Origin of the sequence: Pseudomonas sp. R76 (assembly GCF_009834565.1) — a bacterium.
GTDB lineage: Bacteria > Pseudomonadota > Gammaproteobacteria > Pseudomonadales > Pseudomonadaceae > Aquipseudomonas.
On the sequence record NZ_CP019428.1, the window covers coordinates 6,143,092 to 6,161,416 of the forward strand.

Genomic DNA, 18,325 nt, shown 5'->3' on the forward strand with positions numbered 1-18,325 from the left:
GCGTTTCAGGGTGTTTGGGGGGAAAACGGCCATTGGTTGATCACCAATGACTGCCAGCATCGACTGATTGACCCGGCGTCGGCTCCACGTATCGAGCGAGGTGACGACGTCATGAGTATCTTTAGCCACTTCCAACAACGCTTCGCGTCCACACAGCAGGAAGAACTCACGCTGCAAGAGTATCTCGAGCTGTGCAAACAGGACCGCAGTACCTACGCGTCTGCCGCCGAACGTCTGCTATTGGCGATTGGTGAGCCGGAGCTGGTGGAAACCGCCAATAATTCGCGCCTGTCGCGAATATTCTCCAACAAGGTGATCCGCCGCTACCCGGCCTTTGAAGACTTCCACGGCATGGAAGAATGCATTGACCAGATCGTCTCCTACTTCCGCCATGCCGCCCAAGGCCTGGAAGAGAAGAAACAAATCCTTTACCTGCTCGGCCCCGTCGGCGGTGGTAAATCGTCCCTGGCCGAAAAGCTCAAACAACTGATCGAGAAGGTGCCCTTCTACGCGATCAAGGGCTCACCGGTCTTCGAGTCGCCATTGGGCCTGTTCAACGCCACGGAAGATGGCGCGATCCTCGAAGAAGACTTCGGCATCCCACGGCGCTACCTCAACACCATCATGTCGCCATGGGCGACCAAGCGCCTGGCCGAGTTTGGCGGCGATATCAGCCAGTTCCGGGTGGTAAAACTCTACCCGTCGATTCTCAACCAGATCGGCGTGGCCAAAACCGAACCAGGTGACGAGAACAACCAGGACATCTCGGCATTGGTAGGTAAGGTCGATATCCGCAAACTCGAGGAATTCCCACAGAACGACGCCGACGCCTACAGCTACTCGGGCGCGCTGTGCCGGGCCAACCAGGGCCTGATGGAGTTCGTGGAGATGTTCAAGGCACCGATCAAGGTGCTGCACCCACTGCTCACCGCCACCCAGGAAGGTAACTACAACAGTACCGAAGGCCTGGGCGCGATTCCGTTCACCGGGATCCTGCTGGCCCACTCCAACGAATCGGAGTGGCACACCTTCCGCAACAACAAGAACAACGAAGCCTTCATCGACCGGATCTACATCGTCAAGGTGCCGTACTGCCTGCGGGTCAGCGATGAGATCAAGATCTACGACAAGCTGCTGTTCAACAGCTCCCTGGCCAAGGCCCACTGCGCGCCTGACACCTTGAAGATGCTCGCCCAGTTCACCGTGCTGTCGCGCCTCAAGGAGCCGGAGAACTCGAATATCTATTCGAAGATGCGCGTCTACGACGGCGAAAACCTCAAGGACACCGACCCCAAGGCCAAGTCGATCCAGGAATACCGCGACACGGCAGGCGTGGACGAGGGCATGAACGGCCTGTCCACCCGGTTCGCGTTCAAGATCCTTTCCAAGGTGTTCAACTTCGACCCGCACGAAATCGCCGCCAACCCGGTGCACCTGCTGTATGTACTGGAACAGCAGATCGAGCAGGAACAGTTCCAGGCCGAAACCCGCGAGCGCTACCTGCGCTTCCTCAAGGAATACCTGGCACCGCGCTACATCGAGTTTATCGGCAAGGAAATCCAGACCGCGTACCTGGAGTCCTACAGCGAGTACGGCCAGAACATTTTCGACCGCTACGTGCTGTACGCCGACTTCTGGATTCAGGACCAGGAATACCGCGACCCGGAAACCGGCGAAATCCTCAACCGCGTGGCCCTCAACGAGGAGCTGGAGAAAATCGAAAAACCGGCAGGCATCAGCAATCCGAAGGATTTCCGCAACGAAATCGTCAACTTCGTACTGCGCGCCCGCGCCAACAACAACGGCAAAAACCCTACCTGGCTCAGCTACGAGAAGCTGCGGGTGGTCATCGAGAAGAAAATGTTCTCCAACACCGAGGATCTGCTGCCGGTCATCAGCTTCAACGCCAAGGCCAGCAAGGAGGATCAGCAAAAACACAACGACTTCGTTACTCGAATGGTCGAGCGTGGCTACACCGACAAACAGGTACGCCTGCTCTCCGAGTGGTACCTGCGGGTTCGTAAATCACAGTAAGGCAGCGACGGGCGTTTGCTGCCGGGCCCTGGGCCTGGCAGCTGACCGCTTGTCTCTAGGCTTCCAGCTCGCAGCTTGAAGCTTGTAATGTGAAGCTGCCCGGAGGGCTCCCCATGAGCTATGTGATTGACCGACGCCTCAATGGCAAGAACAAGAGCACGGTAAACCGTCAGCGTTTCCTGCGGCGTTACCGTGACCACATCAAAAAGGCCGTTGAAGAGGCCGTCAGCCGCCGTTCCATCACCGACATGGAACATGGCGAGCAAATCAGCATTCCCGGACGTGACATCGACGAACCGGTGCTGCACCACGGGCGTGGTGGCAAGCAAACCGTCGTGCACCCCGGCAACAAGGAATTCACCACCGGCGAACATATCCAGCGCCCCCAAGGCGGTGGCGGCGGTAAAGGCCCAGGCAAGGCGGGCAATTCCGGCGAAGGCATGGATGAGTTCGTGTTCCAGATTACTCAGGAAGAATTCCTCGAATTCATGTTCGAAGACCTGGAACTGCCCAACCTGGTCAAACGCAACCTGACCGGCACCGACACCTTCAAGACCGTACGCGCAGGGATCAGCAACGAGGGCAACCCGTCGCGGATCAATATCATCCGTACCCTGCGCTCGGCCCATGCCCGGCGTATCGCCCTGTCGGGCAGCAGCCGCGCCAAACTGAAGCAAGCCAAGGAAGAGTTGGCGCGTTTAAAACGCGAAGAACCGGACAACTTCGGCGATATCCAGGAAATCGAGGCGGAAATCGAGAAACTCAGCGCACGCATTCACCGCGTGCCGTTCCTCGACACCTTCGACTTGAAATACAACTTGCTGGTCAAGCAACCCAACCCAAGCTCGAAGGCGGTGATGTTCTGCCTGATGGACGTGTCCGGCTCGATGACCCAGGCGACTAAGGACATCGCCAAGCGCTTCTTCATCCTGCTGTACCTGTTTCTAAAGCGGAATTACGACAAGATCGACGTAGTGTTCATCCGCCATCACACCAGCGCCCGGGAAGTGGACGAAGAGGAGTTCTTCTACTCGCGGGAAACCGGCGGCACCATCGTCTCCAGCGCGTTGAAGCTGATGCAGGAAATCATGGCCGAGCGCTACCCGGCCAATGAGTGGAACATTTACGCAGCTCAGGCTTCCGACGGCGACAACTGGAATGATGATTCGCCCATCTGCCGCGACATCCTGATCAACCAGATCATGCCGTTCGTGCAGTACTACACCTACGTCGAAATTACCCCCCGTGAGCACCAGGCCCTGTGGTTCGAATATGAGCGTATCGGCGAAGCGTTTGCCGACACCTTCGCCCAGCAGCAACTGGTCTCGGCCGGCGATATCTATCCGGTCTTCCGTGAACTCTTCCAGCGCAGGTTAGTGACATGACCGCCAAAAAAGAGCATAAGCGCCAACCCATTTCCACCGGCTCCGAGTGGACCTTTGAACTGATCCAGGCCTATGACCGGGAAATCAGCCGCATCGCGGCGGGCTATGCCCTGGACACCTACCCCAACCAGATCGAAGTGATCACCGCCGAACAGATGATGGATGCCTACGCCTCGGTCGGCATGCCTCTGGGCTATCACCATTGGTCCTACGGCAAACACTTCCTCAGTACTGAGAAGTCCTACACCCGTGGCCAGATGGGCCTGGCCTACGAGATCGTCATCAATTCCGACCCGTGCATTGCCTACTTGATGGAGGAAAACACCATCTGCATGCAGGCGCTGGTGGTGGCGCATGCCTGCTACGGGCACAACAGCTTCTTCAAGGGTAATTACCTGTTCCGCACCTGGACGGATGCCAGCTCGATCATCGATTACCTGGTGTTCGCCAAGCAGTACATCATGCAATGCGAGGAACGCCACGGTATCGATGCGGTGGAAGACCTGCTCGATTCCTGCCATGCGTTGATGAACTACGGTGTGGACCGCTACAAACGCCCGTACCCGATTTCTGCCGAGGAAGAACGCCTGCGCCAGAAGGAACGCGAGGAACACCTGCAGAAACAGATCAACGACCTGTGGCGCACTATCCCCAAGAAAACCGGGAAAAACAGCGACAAGGACAATGCACGCTTCCCGGCCGAACCTCAGGAAAACATCCTGTACTTCCTGGAAAAACACGCACCGCTGCTGGAGCCATGGCAGCGCGAAATCGTGCGTATTGTGCGCAAGATCGCCCAGTACTTTTATCCACAGCGCCAGACCCAGGTGATGAACGAAGGCTGGGCCACGTTCTGGCACTACACCTTGATGAATGACCTGTACGACGAAGGCCTGGTCACCGACGGCTTCATGATGGAGTTCCTCACTTCCCACACCAGCGTGGTGTTCCAGCCGGGCTTCGACAGCCCGTACTACAGCGGCATCAACCCTTATGCGCTGGGCTTTGCGATGTACCGCGACATTCGGCGCATGTGCGAACACCCCACCGACGAGGACCGCCGCTGGTTCCCGGAAATCGCCGGCAGCGATTGGTTGTCGACCATCAAGTTCGCCATGAGCAGCTTCAAGGACGAGAGTTTCATCCTGCAGTACCTCTCCCCCCAGGTGATTCGCGACCTCAAGCTGTTCAGCATCATGGACGACGACCTTAAGGATGACCTGGTGGTGCCGGCCATCCATGACGAGCCCGGCTACCGCGCCATCCGCGAGACCCTGGCGGCGCAGTACAACCTTGGCAACCGCGAACCCAACGTGCAGATCTACAGCATCGATGTGCGCGGCGACCGCTCGCTGACCCTGCGGCACCAGCAACACGACCGTAAGCCCTTGGGCGAATCCACTGAGGAAGTGCTCAAGCACCTGCATCGGTTGTGGGGCTTCGACATTCATCTGGAAACCCTGCAGGGCGACCAGGTGATGAAGACTCACCATGTGCCACCGCGCAGCGATCACAACGACAACGACTACGGCCGCCTGGACTTGGCCGTCGTTCATCTCTGAAACAGCAAAGCCTCCATTGGTCAGGCACAGGCGGTATCCTGTGCCGCTAATGGAGGCTTTTTCATGAAAATCTATAAAGTCGGCGGCGCGGTGCGTGATCGCCTGCTTGGCATCAAGGTCACCGACGTCGACCGCGTTGTCGTTGGCGCGACCACTGAAGAAATGCTCGCCAAGGGCTACAAGCCGGTGGGCGCTGACTTCCCGGTATTCCTCGATCCGAAAAACGGTGACGAATACGCCCTCGCCCGCACCGAGCGCAAGAGTGGCCGGGGTTATGGCGGCTTTGTGTTTCACGCCAGCCCCGAGGTCACGCTGGAAGAAGACCTGATTCGCCGCGACCTGACCATCAACGCCATGGCGGAGGACGATGACGGCAACCTGACGGATCCGTACCATGGCCAGCGTGATCTGGAAGCCCGCGTTCTACGCCACGTTTCGCCGGCGTTCGCCGAAGATCCATTGCGCGTGCTGCGCGTTGCCCGCTTTGCGGCGCGCTACGCACACCTTGGCTTCACCGTAGCACCTGAGACGCTGGAGCTGATGCGTCAGCTCAGTGAATCCGGCGAGCTGGAAGCCTTGACCCCGGAGCGCAGCTGGAAAGAAATCTCCCGTGCGCTGATGGAAGATCAGCCTCAGGTGTTTATCCAAGTACTGCGTGACTGCGATGCACTGAAAACCCTGATGCCGGAAGTGAACGCACTGTTCGGCGTGCCGCAGCCCGAGGCTCATCACCCGGAAATCGACACCGGTGTGCACACCTTGAGCGTGCTGGAACAGGCCGCCCTGCATCAACAGCCGCTCACCGTGCGCTGGGCTTGCTTGCTGCATGACCTGGGCAAAGGCCTGACGCCTGTGGATAAGTTGCCGCAACACATTGCTCATGAACATACGGGCTTGGTACTGATCAAGGCGGTCAACGAGCGCTTCAAAGTGCCGAGGGATTGCCAGGAACTGGCGCTATTGGTGGGCCAATATCACACTCATGGCCATCGTGCATTGGAGCTGAAAGCCTCGACATTGCTGGAGTTGCTGCAGAGTTTTGACGTGTATCGCCGGCCGCAGCGCTTTGAGGAATTTGTGGTGGCGTGTGAGATGGACGCACGCGGCCGCAAGGGCTTTGAGCAGCGAAGTTATCCACAGGCCGATTATTTGCGCGGCGCAGCCAAGGTTGCGCGTGAAGTGGCGGTGGCGCCACTGCTGGAGAAAGGTTTTAAAGGCCCGGAACTGGGCGAAGCGCTCAAACGCGAAAGGCTTAAGGCGCTGAAGGCCTACAAGGAACAGCGTAACGCCTAGCAGGCGAGCTTTTCCAATGCAAAACCTGTGGGAGCGGGCTTGCCCGCGAAGACGTCGGCCCAACAAGCATTGATGGTGACTGACACACCGCTTTCGCGGGCAAGCCCGCTCCCACATTTGAATCCGGTCGAGCCAAGAGAATCGGCGGCGATAGGAAGCAGGCGAGCTTTTCCAATGCCGTTCAGTTGAGCGCAAAACCTGTGGGAGCGGGCTTGCCCGAGAAGACGTCTGCCCAACAAGCATGGATGGTGACTGACGCACCGCTTTCGCGGGCAAGCCCGCTCCCACATTTGAATTCGGTCGAGCCAAGAGAATCGGCGGCTATAGGAAGCAGGCGAGCTTTTCCAGTGCCGCTCAGTTTAGCGCAAAACCTGTGGGAGCGGGCTTGCCCGCGAAGACGTCGGCCCAACAAGCATGGATGGTGACTGACGCACCGCTTTCGCGAGCAAGCCCGCTCCCACATTTGAATCCGGTCGAGTCAAGAGAATCGGCGGCGATAGGAAGCAGGCGAGCTTTTCCGATGCCGTTCAGTTGAGCGCAAAACCTGTGGGAGCGGGCTTGCCCGCGAAGACGTCGGCCCAACAAGCATGGATGGTGACTGACGCACCGCTTTCGCGGGCAAGCCCGCTCCCACATTTGAATCCGGTCGAGCCAAGAGAATCGGCGGCTATAGGAAGCAGGCGAGCTTTTCCGATGCCGCTCAGTTGAGCGCAAAACCTGTGGGAACGGGCTTGCCCGCGAAGACGTCGGCCCAACAAGCATGGATGGTGACTGACGCACCGCTTTCGCGGGCGAGCCCGCTCCCACATTTGAATTCGGTCGAGCCAAGAGAATCGGCGGCTATAGGGGAATCGTCGGCGTCAGTTGCTGGCCCTGCCACTCAAAAGCAACAGGCGCCAATACCTGATCGATCTGCGAATTGCGCCACAGCTCAGCCAGGGTCTTCCCCGCTTCAGGATGCACACGGTCCGGTGCCATCAGCGATAACGGCCATAGCACAAAGGCATTTTTCAGGATCTCCGCACGCGGCAGGATCAATCCGTCGAAATTGCCCACCAGGTCGCCATACAGCAGTACATCGATATCCAACGGCAGCCCTTTGCGGTCCGGCGCATAACGGCCATTCTCGGCCTCGATGAATTTCAACCGGCGATCCAGCTCCATCAACGGCAGCTCGGTATAGGCCGACACCACCAGATTGAAGAACGGCCCGCTCTTGATGCCCACCGGCTGGCTTTCAAACACCGGCGAGCAGCGTACATCGGTCAAGAAGCTCGCCAACGCATCCAGGCCAGCGCGTAAATGCGGCTCGCGTTCGATATTGCTGCCAAGGCCAAGGTAAATCTGAGTTAGCGGCATCCGCGCTCGATCTCCACGCCCACGCCTTTGGCTGCCGGCACGGCGCCTGGCTTGGTCAACTTGAGGTGCAGCCAGGGAATCTGGAATTCGCTCATCAACACTTCGGCCAGGCGTTCGGCGAAGGTTTCCACCAGCTGGTACTGGGACCGCTCGGCAAAGGCCTGAATACGCGCGGATACGCTGGCGTAATCGAGCGCCAACGTCAGGTCGTCACCGGCCGCAGCCGGGCGATTGTCCCAGGCGAAGCTCAGGTCCAGGCGCAGGCATTGCTTGATGCCGCGCTCCCAGTCGTAGGCCCCGATCACGGTGTCGACTTCCAGGCCTTCGATAAACACTCTGTCCAAGCTCTTCTCCGCAGCACGACAAGGGCGCGATGCCCCGTTAGAATCAGGGCGTCCTCGCCCGGAATAGTTAGCATGTTTTGGTCACTGGCGATTCTCGCCTACCTGCTCGGCTCGCTGTCCTTCGCCATTTTGCTCAGCCGCCTGACGGGAAACCCCGACCCGCGAATGAGTGGCTCAGGCAATGCCGGCGCCACCAATATGTTGCGCCTGGCCGGCAAGAAACTCGCCGTACTGACACTGCTCGGCGACATCTGCAAAGGCCTTCTGCCCGTACTGATCGCCAATCTGGCCGGTCTTGCCCTGCAGCAGCAGGCCTGGGTGGGCGTGTGTGCCGTCCTCGGCCATCTGTTCCCGCTGTACTTCCGCTTTCGCGGGGGCAAGGGTGTCGCCACGGCTGCCGGCATGCTGCTGGGGATTTACCCTCCCGCCGCGTTGCTGGCCGTGCTGGCCTGGCTGCTGACGTTCTACCTGACTCGCACCAGCTCCTTGGCTGCATTGATCGCCACACCGCTCACCCTGCCGCTGCTGGCCTGGCAGGCGCCAGCGGCGCTGTTGCCGATGAGCGTGCTGACACTGCTGATCGTCTGGCGCCACCGCGGCAATTTACGCGACCTGTTTGCCGGGCGCGAACGGCATTTTTAAATACGTCGGGTGCGCCCGGCCCACGCAGAGCACTTACAACGGTGACAGCTGCTCCATCGGCCAGCGTGCCTGCACGCTGATCGCCAGGCTTTCATGCTGCCCGGCCTGCAGGCGCTGGCAACCGGCATAGGCGATCATCGCACCGTTATCGGTGCAGAACTCAGGCCGCGCGTAGAACACATCGCCGTGCATGTCGCCGAGCATTTTTTCCAGCGAGGCGCGCAAGGCCTTGTTGGCGCTGACGCCGCCGGCGATCACCAGACGCTTCATGCCCGCCTGTTTCAGGGCGCGCTTGCACTTGATGGTCAAAGTCTCCACCACGGCCTGCTGGAACGCCAGCGCGATGTCGCAACGGGCTTGCTCACTGTCGTCCCCGGCGCTGACGCTCTGCTGCCAGGTGTTCAGCGCGGAGGTTTTCAAACCACTGAAGCTGAACATCAGACCTGGGCGATCGCACATCGGGCGCGGGAAGGTATAGCGGCCCGGCACGCCCTTTTCGGCGAGGCGGGCGATTTCCGGACCACCAGGATAATTGAGGCCCATCATCTTCGCGGTCTTGTCGAACGCTTCACCGGCAGCATCGTCCAGGGACTCGCCCAACAGCGTGTATTGGCCGATCGCGTCGACCTGAACCAGCTGCGTATGCCCACCCGAAACCAACAAAGCGACGAACGGGAACTGTGGCGGTGTTTTTTCCAGCATCGGCGCCAGTAAATGGCCTTCCATGTGATGCACGCCGAGGGCTGGAATGCCCCAGGCGAATGCCAGCGCCTGGGCGCAAGAAGCCCCAACCAGCAGGGCTCCGACCAATCCGGGGCCGGCGGTATAGGCAATCGCGTCGATCTCGGTCGGCACGCAGCCGGCCTCGTCCAGCACCTGGCGAATCAACGGCAGCATGCGCTTGACGTGATCGCGGCTGGCGAGCTCTGGCACCACGCCGCCATAGGCACGGTGCAGGTCGATCTGACTGAACAGTGCATCGGCCAAAAGCCCGCGTTCACTGTCGTAAAGTGCGACACCGGTTTCGTCGCAGGAGGTTTCAAGTCCCAGTACTAGCATGGGTTTGCGCCTTGTAGAGGCTGAATTCGAAGGCGCGCATAATAGTCGCCACTCCCCCTCCCGACTAGCGGTTTTCGATCAGAGGCTTTGCATTCCGGGCAATGAGGGGTTAACATCCGCAACCCTTAAAAACCGACGACCTCAGCCGCGAATTTTTTGCGACGAGAACGTTGATTCCCGGTAATGAAAGAAGGTAGCTCTGGATGCCAGCCGTCAAAGTAAAAGAGAACGAACCCTTCGACGTAGCTCTGCGTCGTTTCAAGCGCTCCTGCGAAAAAGCCGGTGTTCTGGCTGAAGTTCGTAGCCGCGAATTTTATGAGAAGCCAACTTCTGAGCGTAAGCGCAAAGCAGCAGCCGCTGTTAAGCGTCACGCTAAGAAAGTTCAGCGCGAGCAGCGCCGCGCCGTTCGTCTGTACTAATACACAGACTTACGTAGCAAGCTTCTGCCAAGCCCGGCCCTCAGCCGGGCTATTGGCATTTGCGGATATCGCTTGATGCTTCACCGTCGACGCCGCACACGCGACCGAGACACTGCTTCACACGTCAGGACTGGCTCTTTTGCCAGCGGTGCACGTCTCTTCTGACGAGCCTAACAAGGCTACTGACGAGCACACTCATTCTTCAAGCAGACGATCAACTGTGTCGGCTGTGCCCAACGATGCGTTTCCGAGGCCCGCCATTGGCCAACACCGGACGCCCGGGCAACATTTCCACGCCGAACACTGATAGAAATTAACGTCAGTGAATGTTCGGCAGATACACTCCCTGACAGCCCAAGCAGACGACAGTTGATCGAGCCGCATAATTTGCGCGCCCGAGCACTTCGCGGGCCTCATTGACACGCAGTGATGACGAGAACGCCATGGCCGGGCTAATTCCCCAGAGCTTTATTGACGACCTTCTGAACCGCACCGACATCGTCGATGTTGTCAGCTCGCGCGTGCAATTGAAAAAAGCCGGCAAAAACTACACCGCCTGCTGCCCGTTTCACAAAGAGAAAACCCCGTCGTTCAGCGTCAGCCCCGACAAGCAGTTCTATTACTGCTTCGGCTGCGGCGCGGGCGGTAATGCCCTCGGCTTCCTCATGGACCACGACAACCTGGACTTCCCCCAGGCTATCGAGGACCTGGCCAAAGCCGCCGGCATGGAAATCCCTCGCGAAGAAAGTGGCCGCCCGCACAAACCGCGGCAACCCACCGACTCGCCGCTGTACCCGCTGCTGACGGCCGCTGCCGACTTCTATCGCCAGGCGCTTAAAAGCCATCCGCAGCGCAAGGCCGCCGTCGATTACCTCAAGGGCCGCGGCCTTACCGGTGAAATCGCCCGAGACTTCGGCCTCGGTTTCGCGCCGCCGGGCTGGGACAACCTCTATAAGCACCTGAGCAGCGACACCCTGCAGCAAAAAGCCATGATCGACGCCGGCCTGCTTGTGGAAAACGCCGAGACCGGCAAGCGCTACGACCGCTTCCGCGACCGCGTGATGTTCCCGATCCGCGACAGCCGCGGCCGGATCATCGCGTTCGGTGGCCGAGTGCTGGGGGACGACAAACCCAAGTACCTGAACTCCCCGGAAACCCCGGTGTTCCACAAGGGTCAGGAACTCTACGGCCTGTTCGAGGCGCGCAAAAACAATCGCAACCTCGATGAAATCATTGTGGTTGAAGGCTATATGGACGTGATCGCCCTCGCCCAGCAAGGCCTGCGTAACGCTGTGGCCACCTTGGGCACCGCGACCAGCGAAGAACATATGAAGCGCCTGTTTCGCGTGGTGCCCAGCGTGTTGTTCTGTTTCGACGGTGACCAGGCTGGCCGCAACGCCGCCTGGCGGGCGCTCGAAGCGACGCTCTCGAGCCTGCAGGACGGGCGCCGCGCGCGCTTTCTGTTCCTGCCGGAAGGCGAAGACCCGGACACCTTGGTGCGCTCCGAAGGCACCGACGCATTCCGCGCGCGCATCAATCAACACGCGCAGCCGCTGGCGGACTATTTCTTCCAGCAACTGACCGAAGAAGCCGACCCGCGCTCCCTCGAAGGCAAGGCCCACATGGCCACCCTCGCGGCACCGTTGATCGACAAAGTGCCGGGCGCCAATCTGAAATCACTGATGCGCATGCGCTTGTTGGAAATTACCGGTTTGAGCGGCGAAGCCGTCAGCCAGCTGGTGCACAACGCGCCGCAAGAGGCGCCACCGGCGTACGACCCGGGCATGGATTACGACGCCATGCCGGACTATTCCGACTTCCACCAACCGCAGGAGGCCTACACGCCCCAGCAGGAGTGGACACCGAAGAAGCCCGGCGCCGGCGGCAAGAAATGGGACAAAAAGCCCTGGAGCAAGAACGGCAAGCGCGGCGATCGCGATGAAGCCTATGCGCCACGCACGCCAGTGGCGGTGGAAGCCCCGACGCTGATTGCGTTGCGCACGCTGATCCACCACCCGCAATTGGCCAAGAAAGTTGAGAGCGCCGATCATTTTGCCAACGAAAGCAACACCTATGCTCAGGTACTGATCGCCTTGATCGAGGCGGTACAGAAAAATCCTAAGCTAAACTCAATTCAGTTGATGGCTCGTTGGCATGGCACCGAACAAGGCCGCTTGTTGAAAGCACTCGCAGAAAAGGAGTGGCTAATTGACGGCGATAACCTTGAACAACAGTTTTTAGACACCATTACTAGGTTATCCGCGGGTCAGCACACGCAGACCCTCGACGAGCTCATCAAGAGAGCAAGACAGCCGGGATTGTCGGCTGAAGAGCAAATTCAGATAGCAAAACAGATGCGCGACCTCTTAAAACAGAATGTTTCCGCATCAAACCCGACCTCAGCTGGCGTGTGAGGTCATAGCTCGGGTATAATCCTCGGCTTGTTTTTTGCCCGCCAAGACCTTCAGTGGATAGGGTGTTATGTCCGGAAAAGCGCAACAGCAGTCTCGTATCAAAGAGTTGATCACACTTGGTCGTGAGCAGGGTTACCTGACTTACGCGGAGGTCAACGACCACCTGCCTGAGGATATTTCAGATCCAGAGCAGGTGGAAGACATCATCCGCATGATTAACGACATGGGGATCAACGTATTCGAAACTGCGCCAGATAAGGATTCCCTTATGCTGGCCGACGCCGATACTGACGAGGCTGCGGCCGAAGAGGCAGCAGCAGCGTTGGCAGCAGTGGAGACCGATATCGGTCGCACGACGGACCCTGTGCGCATGTATATGCGTGAAATGGGTACGGTCGAGTTGCTGACACGCGAAGGCGAAATTGAAATCGCCAAGCGTATCGAAGAAGGCATCCGTGAAGTGATGGGCGCAATTGCGCACTTCCCTGGCACGGTTGACCATATTCTGTCCGAGTACACTCGCGTCACCACCGAAGGCGGTCGCCTGTCCGACGTCTTGAGCGGTTACATCGACCCGGATGACGGCATTGCGCCGCCCGCCGCCGAAGTACCGCCGCCTGTCGGTGCGAAAACCGCGAAAGCTGACGACGACACTGATGACGACGAGGCTGAAGCCAGCACCGACGACGAAGAAGAAGTCGAAAGCGGCCCGGACCCGATCATCGCTGCCCAGCGCTTCGGTGCGGTTTCCGATCAAATGGAAATCACCCGCAAGGCCCTGAAAAAGCACGGTCGTGGCAACAAGCAGGCAATCGCCGAGCTGATCGCCCTGGCTGAGCTGTTCATGCCAATCAAGCTGGTGCCGAAGCAATTCGAAGGCCTGGTTGAGCGTGTTCGCAGTGCCCTTGAGCGTCTGCGTGCCCAAGAGCGCGCAATCATGCAGCTGTGTGTACGTGATGCACGTATGCCGCGCGCCGACTTCCTGCGCCAGTTCCCGGGCAACGAAGTTGACGAAAGCTGGACCGACGCGCTGGCCAAAGGCAAGGCGAAATACGCCGAAGCCATTGGTCGTCTGCAGCCCGATATCATCCGTTGCCAGCAGAAGCTGACTGCGCTTGAGACCGAAACCGGTCTGACGATTGCTGAAATCAAGGACATCAACCGTCGCATGTCGATCGGTGAGGCCAAAGCCCGCCGCGCGAAGAAAGAGATGGTTGAAGCGAACTTGCGTCTGGTGATCTCCATCGCCAAGAAGTACACCAACCGTGGCCTGCAATTCCTCGATCTGATCCAGGAAGGCAACATCGGCTTGATGAAAGCGGTGGATAAGTTCGAATACCGTCGCGGCTACAAGTTCTCGACTTATGCCACCTGGTGGATCCGTCAGGCGATCACTCGCTCGATCGCCGACCAGGCCCGCACCATCCGTATTCCGGTGCACATGATCGAGACGATCAACAAGCTCAACCGTATTTCCCGGCAGATGTTGCAGGAAATGGGTCGCGAACCGACCCCGGAAGAGTTGGGCGAACGCATGGAAATGCCTGAGGATAAAATCCGCAAGGTATTGAAGATCGCTAAAGAGCCGATCTCCATGGAAACGCCGATTGGTGATGACGAAGACTCCCATCTGGGTGACTTCATCGAAGACTCGACCATGCAGTCGCCAATCGATGTCGCCACTGTTGAGAGCCTTAAAGAAGCGACTCGCGACGTACTGTCCGGCCTCACTGCCCGTGAAGCCAAGGTACTGCGCATGCGTTTCGGCATCGACATGAATACCGACCACACCCTTGAGGAAGTCGGTAAGCAGTTTGACGTGACGCGTGAGCGGATCCGTCAGATCGAAGCCAAGGCGCTGCGCAAGTTGCGCCACCCGACGCGAAGCGAGCATCTGCGCTCCTTCCTCGACGAGTGATACCAGAACCCCCGGCCCAGGCCGGGGGTTTTGCATTCTGCAAACTACTTTCTATAGATTAACTGCCGCGCAACCCCCCTCCCCCGCAATGCCCGTCTACACTCGAAACATTCCCCGTGCCATAACGAGACCGTTATGCCCAGACTGCCGACCGTGATACTGCTGTCGCTGCTGACCTGGACCGCAACGGCTGGCGCGTTGACTCTCACCGATGAAGAGCGTGGCTGGCTGGCGGACCATCAGGAGCTGCGCCTTGGGGTGGATGCCTCCTGGCCACCCTTCGAATACCGTGACGAAAATGGCCGTTATCAAGGCCTGGCCGCCGACTACGTGCGCTTGATCCAGGACCGCCTGGGCGTCAGGATCAAACTGATCGAGCCCGTAAACTGGACCGCCGTGCTCGAGCAGGCCAAAAACAACCAGCTCGACCTGCTGCCCGGCATCATGTCCACCCCGGAGCGCCAGGGTTTCCTGGCCTTCACGCGCCCGTACCTGGATTTCCCGATTGTCATCCTCGCCCATGAAGGCGGCGCGAAACCGCGCAACCTGAAGGATTTGTACGGTCTCAAGATTGCTGTGGTGGAAAACTACGCACCGCATGAATTACTGCGCACCCACCACCCGGATCTCAACCTGGTGGCCATGCCCAACGTCAGCTCGACTCTGCAGGCGCTGGCCACCGATGAAGTGGATGCGGTCGTAGGCGATCTTGCCTCCAGCGTCTGGAGCCTGCGCCAACTCAAGCTTGATGGTTTATACGTCAGCGGCGAAACGCCCTACCGCTATCAGTTGGCGATGGGCGTACCGCGCGATGAGAAAATGCTGGTGGGCATCCTGGACAAGGTGCTCGCCGACCTCAGCTCAGACGAAACCGACGCGATCCAGCAACATTGGGTCGGCAGCTTTACCGATCACCGCACATTCTGGGCCGACCTGCTGATGTACGGCCTGCCCGCCGTGCTGCTGTTGAGCACCGTGCTGGCCATCGTGATTCGGATCAATCGTCGGCTCAGCTCGGAAATTTCCCGACGGGTCGCCCTTGAGCAGGAACTGCGCAGCAGTGAATACCACTATCGCGGCCTGGTGGAGAGCCTGTCCGCCATCGCCTGGGAAGCCAGCATCACTGACTTCACCTACAGCTACGTGTCGCCCCATGCCGAAGACCTGCTCGGCTACCCCCGCGCGCATTGGCTGATCCCCGGTTTCTGGCGCAACATCATCCACCCCGCCGACCTGACGCGCGCCGAAGCCTATTGCTACCGCGAAACCCGCGCCAACCGCGATCACAGCCTCGATTATCGGGTGATCACCGCCGATGGCCGCTGCCTGTGGGTGCGCGATATTGTCAGCCTTATCGAGCACGGGCATGAGCCGGTGCTGCGCGGCCTGATGATTGATATCAGCGAAGCCAAGCGCACTGAAGAGGCCCTGCAGCTTTCCGAGCAGAAATTTGCCTCGGTGTTCCAGCAATGCCCGGACATCCTGGTGATTGCGCGGCTTTCCGATGGCTGCCTGCTGGAGGTCAACAAGGCTTTTGAAGACCAAATTGGCTTGAGCGCTGAACAAGTCGTGGGCAAAACCGCCACCGAACTGAATATCTGGGGCATTCAAGGCGTCGGCCCCGACCTGCTGCAACGCGTGCAAACCACCAGCATCCGCAACCTCGAAATGCCGTTTCGACGCAGCAACGGCCAAGCCTTTACCGGCCTGATTTCGGCGGAGCCGTTCCAACTCGATACCACCGAGGCTCTGGTGGTGGTGGTGCGTGATATCACCCAGCTCAAGGAAACCCAGCAACAGCTGCAAACCTCCGAAGAGAAATTCGCCAAGGCCTTCCATGCCTCACCCGATGGCTTGCTGCTCAGCCGCCAACGCGATGGGCTGCTGATTGAAGTGAATGACGGTTTCAGCCGGATTACCGGGTTTACCAGCGCAACCTCGCTCGACCAATCCACCCTGGACTTGGGCATCTGGGTCGACCTCAACGAACGCAAACATATGCTTGAGCTGATGCAGCGCGACGGGTTTGTGCGCGATTTCGTCTGCCATATACGCCGCAACGACGGCCAGATTCGCCTCTGCGAAGTCTCCAGCCGCCCACTGCCCATCGGCGATGAAGATTGCATGCTGACCATTGCTCGGGACATCACCGAACGCCAGTTCATGCAGGAAAAACTGCAACAGGCCGCGACGGTGTTTGAAAGCACGGCCGAAGGCGTGTTGATCACCGACACTCGGCAGAACATCAGCGCCGTCAACCGCGCCTTCACTGAAATCACCGGCTACAGCGAAGCCGAAGCGCTGGGCAGCACGCCGCGCCTGCTCGCCTCCGGCCTGCATGACAGCGCATTCTATGCGGCCATGTGGCACCAGTTAACCGCCCAGGGCCATTGGCAGGGTGAGATATCCAACCGCCGCAAAAACGGCGAGTTGTACCCCAGCTGGCTGACCATCAGTGCCGTGCGCAACCGCGAGCAATTGATCACCCACTTTGTCGCCGTGTTTGCCGACATTTCCAGCCTCAAGCACGCCCAGGCGCGGCTCGACTACCAGGCGCATCATGACCCACTGACCGGCCTGCCCAACCGCACCTTGTTTGAAAGCCGTTTGCAGGCGGCACTCAATGGCCAACAGGAAAGCGGCAACCAAGGCGCCGTGCTGTTCCTCGACCTGGACCGCTTCAAGCATATCAACGACAGCCTCGGCCATCCCATCGGCGACCTGCTGCTCAAGGACATCGCCGTGCGCCTCAAGGACCAACTGCGTGACGTCGACACCGTGGCGCGCCTGGGCGGCGACGAGTTCATCATCCTGCTGCCCGGCCTGCAACACGCCAGCGACGCCGAACACCTGGCCAATAAACTGCTCGCCTGTTTTACCCCGCCCTTCCAGGCTGGTGAGCACGAGTTCTTTATCAGCGCGAGTATCGGCACCAGCCTGTACCCGCAGGACGGCACTGACGTCGCCACGCTGGTCAAAAATGCCGACGCCGCGATGTACCGCTCCAAGGCCAAGGGCCGCAACCGCGTCGAAAGCTACACCCGCGACCTCACCGCCCAAGCCAACGAACGCGTGGCCCTGGAACACGAACTTCGCCGCGCCATCGAACGTGAAGAGTTGAGCCTGTGCTACCAACCCAAACTGAGCCTGGCGACTCAGGAACTGATCGGCGCCGAAGCCCTGATCCGCTGGCGCCACCCCACCTTCGGCGACGTGCCGCCCGAGCATTTCATCGCCCTCGCCGAAGAGAACGGCATGATCCTGCAAATTGGCGACTGGGTGCTGGAACAGGCCTGCCGGCAACTGCACGCCTGGCAAACCGTCTTTGAAGATTTCGGCCCACTGTCGGTGAACCTTGCCGGCGCGCAACTGCGTCACCCCAACCTGCTCGGGCGCATTGAGCAGCTCCTGCGCGACTACCGCCTGGAGCCCGGCTGCCTGCAACTGGAGATCACCGAAAACTTCATCATGAGCCAGGCCGAAGAAGCCCTGGAAGTGCTGCACCAGCTCAAACGCCTCGGCGTGCAGCTGGCGATTGACGATTTCGGCACCGGCTATTCATCCCTCAGCTACCTCAAACGCCTGCCGCTGGACTTCCTCAAGATCGACCAGTCGTTCGTACGCGGCCTGCCCGACGACCCTCACGACGCCGCCATCGTGCGCGCCATCATCGCCCTGGGCCACAGCATGCAATTCACCATCATCGCCGAAGGCGTGGAAAACCCCGCGCAACAGGCCTTCCTCGCCGCCGAAGGCTGCGAACAGATGCAAGGCTACATCGTCAGCCTGCCCCTGCCGCCCGAGCTTTTTGCCGCGACATTTCTTCATATGAGGGTTTCAGACTTTTCGGATGGCACAGCGGGGAAACCGTCGTTATAATCCGCGACCTGTGACAA

Annotated in this window: 12 protein-coding genes; 9 read left to right on the top strand and 3 right to left on the bottom strand. The window is 59.4% G+C overall.

Annotated features, from left to right (window positions below):
• The first annotated feature begins 111 nt into the window (after positions 1 to 111).
• The 4 genes from PspR76_RS27880 (at position 112) to PspR76_RS27895 (ending at position 6,274) form a co-directional block, all read left to right on the top strand.
• Entirely contained in the window at positions 112 to 2,034 is a 1,923-nt protein-coding gene (locus PspR76_RS27880) for a PrkA family serine protein kinase (protein ID WP_003194732.1), read from the top strand.
• 113 nt (positions 2,035 to 2,147) lie between these two features.
• Positions 2,148 to 3,419, top strand: a complete 1,272-nt coding sequence (locus tag PspR76_RS27885) for a YeaH/YhbH family protein (RefSeq protein WP_003194735.1) — start codon at positions 2,148 to 2,150, stop codon at positions 3,417 to 3,419.
• Positions 3,416 to 4,981, top strand: coding sequence for a SpoVR family protein (locus tag PspR76_RS27890; RefSeq protein ID WP_159960367.1), 1,566 nt, complete (start codon positions 3,416 to 3,418; stop codon positions 4,979 to 4,981). Before PspR76_RS27885 ends, PspR76_RS27890 begins: the two co-directional genes overlap by 4 nt.
• Positions 4,982 to 5,044: 63 nt before the next feature.
• Positions 5,045 to 6,274, top strand: a complete 1,230-nt coding sequence (locus PspR76_RS27895) for a multifunctional CCA addition/repair protein (RefSeq protein ID WP_159960369.1) — start codon at positions 5,045 to 5,047, stop codon at positions 6,272 to 6,274.
• 840 nt (positions 6,275 to 7,114) lie between these two features.
• On the opposite strand, the gene folK is transcribed toward PspR76_RS27895, so the two are convergent.
• Positions 7,115 to 7,633, bottom strand: coding sequence for a 2-amino-4-hydroxy-6-hydroxymethyldihydropteridine diphosphokinase (folK, locus tag PspR76_RS27900; protein ID WP_159960371.1), 519 nt, complete (start codon positions 7,631 to 7,633; stop codon positions 7,115 to 7,117).
• A complete protein-coding gene (folB, locus tag PspR76_RS27905; protein WP_159960373.1) occupies positions 7,624 to 7,977 on the bottom strand; it encodes a dihydroneopterin aldolase in 354 nt (117 codons plus the stop codon). Before folB ends, folK begins: the two co-directional genes overlap by 10 nt.
• A gap of 72 nt (positions 7,978 to 8,049) precedes the next feature.
• On the opposite strand from folB, the gene plsY reads away from it, so the two are divergent.
• Positions 8,050 to 8,619, top strand: a complete 570-nt coding sequence (gene plsY / locus PspR76_RS27910; protein WP_159960375.1) for a glycerol-3-phosphate 1-O-acyltransferase PlsY — start codon at positions 8,050 to 8,052, stop codon at positions 8,617 to 8,619.
• A 33-nt stretch (positions 8,620 to 8,652) separates the two neighbouring features.
• Here plsY and tsaD read toward each other — a convergent pair whose 3' ends face one another.
• Positions 8,653 to 9,678, bottom strand: coding sequence for a tRNA (adenosine(37)-N6)-threonylcarbamoyltransferase complex transferase subunit TsaD (tsaD, locus tag PspR76_RS27915; protein WP_159960376.1), 1,026 nt, complete (start codon positions 9,676 to 9,678; stop codon positions 8,653 to 8,655).
• 203 nt (positions 9,679 to 9,881) lie between these two features.
• Here tsaD and rpsU point away from each other — a divergent pair, with 203 nt between their 5' ends.
• The 4 genes from rpsU to PspR76_RS27935 all read left to right on the top strand — a co-directional run bounded on the left by rpsU (position 9,882) and on the right by PspR76_RS27935 (position 18,308).
• Complete coding sequence (rpsU, locus tag PspR76_RS27920) at positions 9,882 to 10,097, top strand: 30S ribosomal protein S21 (protein WP_002551877.1); 216 nt, start codon at positions 9,882 to 9,884, stop codon at positions 10,095 to 10,097.
• 443 nt (positions 10,098 to 10,540) lie between these two features.
• The gene (dnaG, locus tag PspR76_RS27925; protein WP_159960378.1) at positions 10,541 to 12,511 is read left to right on the top strand and encodes a DNA primase; all 1,971 of its coding nucleotides are present in this window, start codon (positions 10,541 to 10,543) and stop codon (positions 12,509 to 12,511) included.
• Positions 12,512 to 12,578: 67 nt separating this feature from the next.
• Positions 12,579 to 14,429, top strand: a complete 1,851-nt coding sequence (gene rpoD, locus PspR76_RS27930; protein ID WP_159960380.1) for an RNA polymerase sigma factor RpoD — start codon at positions 12,579 to 12,581, stop codon at positions 14,427 to 14,429.
• A gap of 135 nt (positions 14,430 to 14,564) precedes the next feature.
• Complete coding sequence (locus tag PspR76_RS27935) at positions 14,565 to 18,308, top strand: EAL domain-containing protein (RefSeq protein WP_159960382.1); 3,744 nt, start codon at positions 14,565 to 14,567, stop codon at positions 18,306 to 18,308.
• Positions 18,309 to 18,325 lie beyond the last annotated feature (17 nt).

What these genes read in the sequence shown, in the direction of transcription:
- PspR76_RS27880 (WP_003194732.1), top strand. Translation starts at nt 112, where the DNA reads ATGAGTATCTTTAGCCACTTCCAACAACGCTTCGCGTCCACACAGCAG.
- PspR76_RS27885 (WP_003194735.1), top strand. Translation starts at nt 2,148, where the DNA reads ATGAGCTATGTGATTGACCGACGCCTCAATGGCAAGAACAAGAGCACG.
- PspR76_RS27890 (WP_159960367.1), top strand. Translation starts at nt 3,416, where the DNA reads ATGACCGCCAAAAAAGAGCATAAGCGCCAACCCATTTCCACCGGCTCC.
- PspR76_RS27895 (WP_159960369.1), top strand. Translation starts at nt 5,045, where the DNA reads ATGAAAATCTATAAAGTCGGCGGCGCGGTGCGTGATCGCCTGCTTGGC.
- folK (WP_159960371.1), bottom strand. Translation starts at nt 7,633, where the DNA reads ATGCCGCTAACTCAGATTTACCTTGGCCTTGGCAGCAATATCGAACGC.
- plsY (WP_159960375.1), top strand. Translation starts at nt 8,050, where the DNA reads ATGTTTTGGTCACTGGCGATTCTCGCCTACCTGCTCGGCTCGCTGTCC.
- tsaD (WP_159960376.1), bottom strand. Translation starts at nt 9,678, where the DNA reads ATGCTAGTACTGGGACTTGAAACCTCCTGCGACGAAACCGGTGTCGCA.
- rpsU (WP_002551877.1), top strand. Translation starts at nt 9,882, where the DNA reads ATGCCAGCCGTCAAAGTAAAAGAGAACGAACCCTTCGACGTAGCTCTG.
- dnaG (WP_159960378.1), top strand. Translation starts at nt 10,541, where the DNA reads ATGGCCGGGCTAATTCCCCAGAGCTTTATTGACGACCTTCTGAACCGC.
- rpoD (WP_159960380.1), top strand. Translation starts at nt 12,579, where the DNA reads ATGTCCGGAAAAGCGCAACAGCAGTCTCGTATCAAAGAGTTGATCACA.
- PspR76_RS27935 (WP_159960382.1), top strand. Translation starts at nt 14,565, where the DNA reads ATGCCCAGACTGCCGACCGTGATACTGCTGTCGCTGCTGACCTGGACC.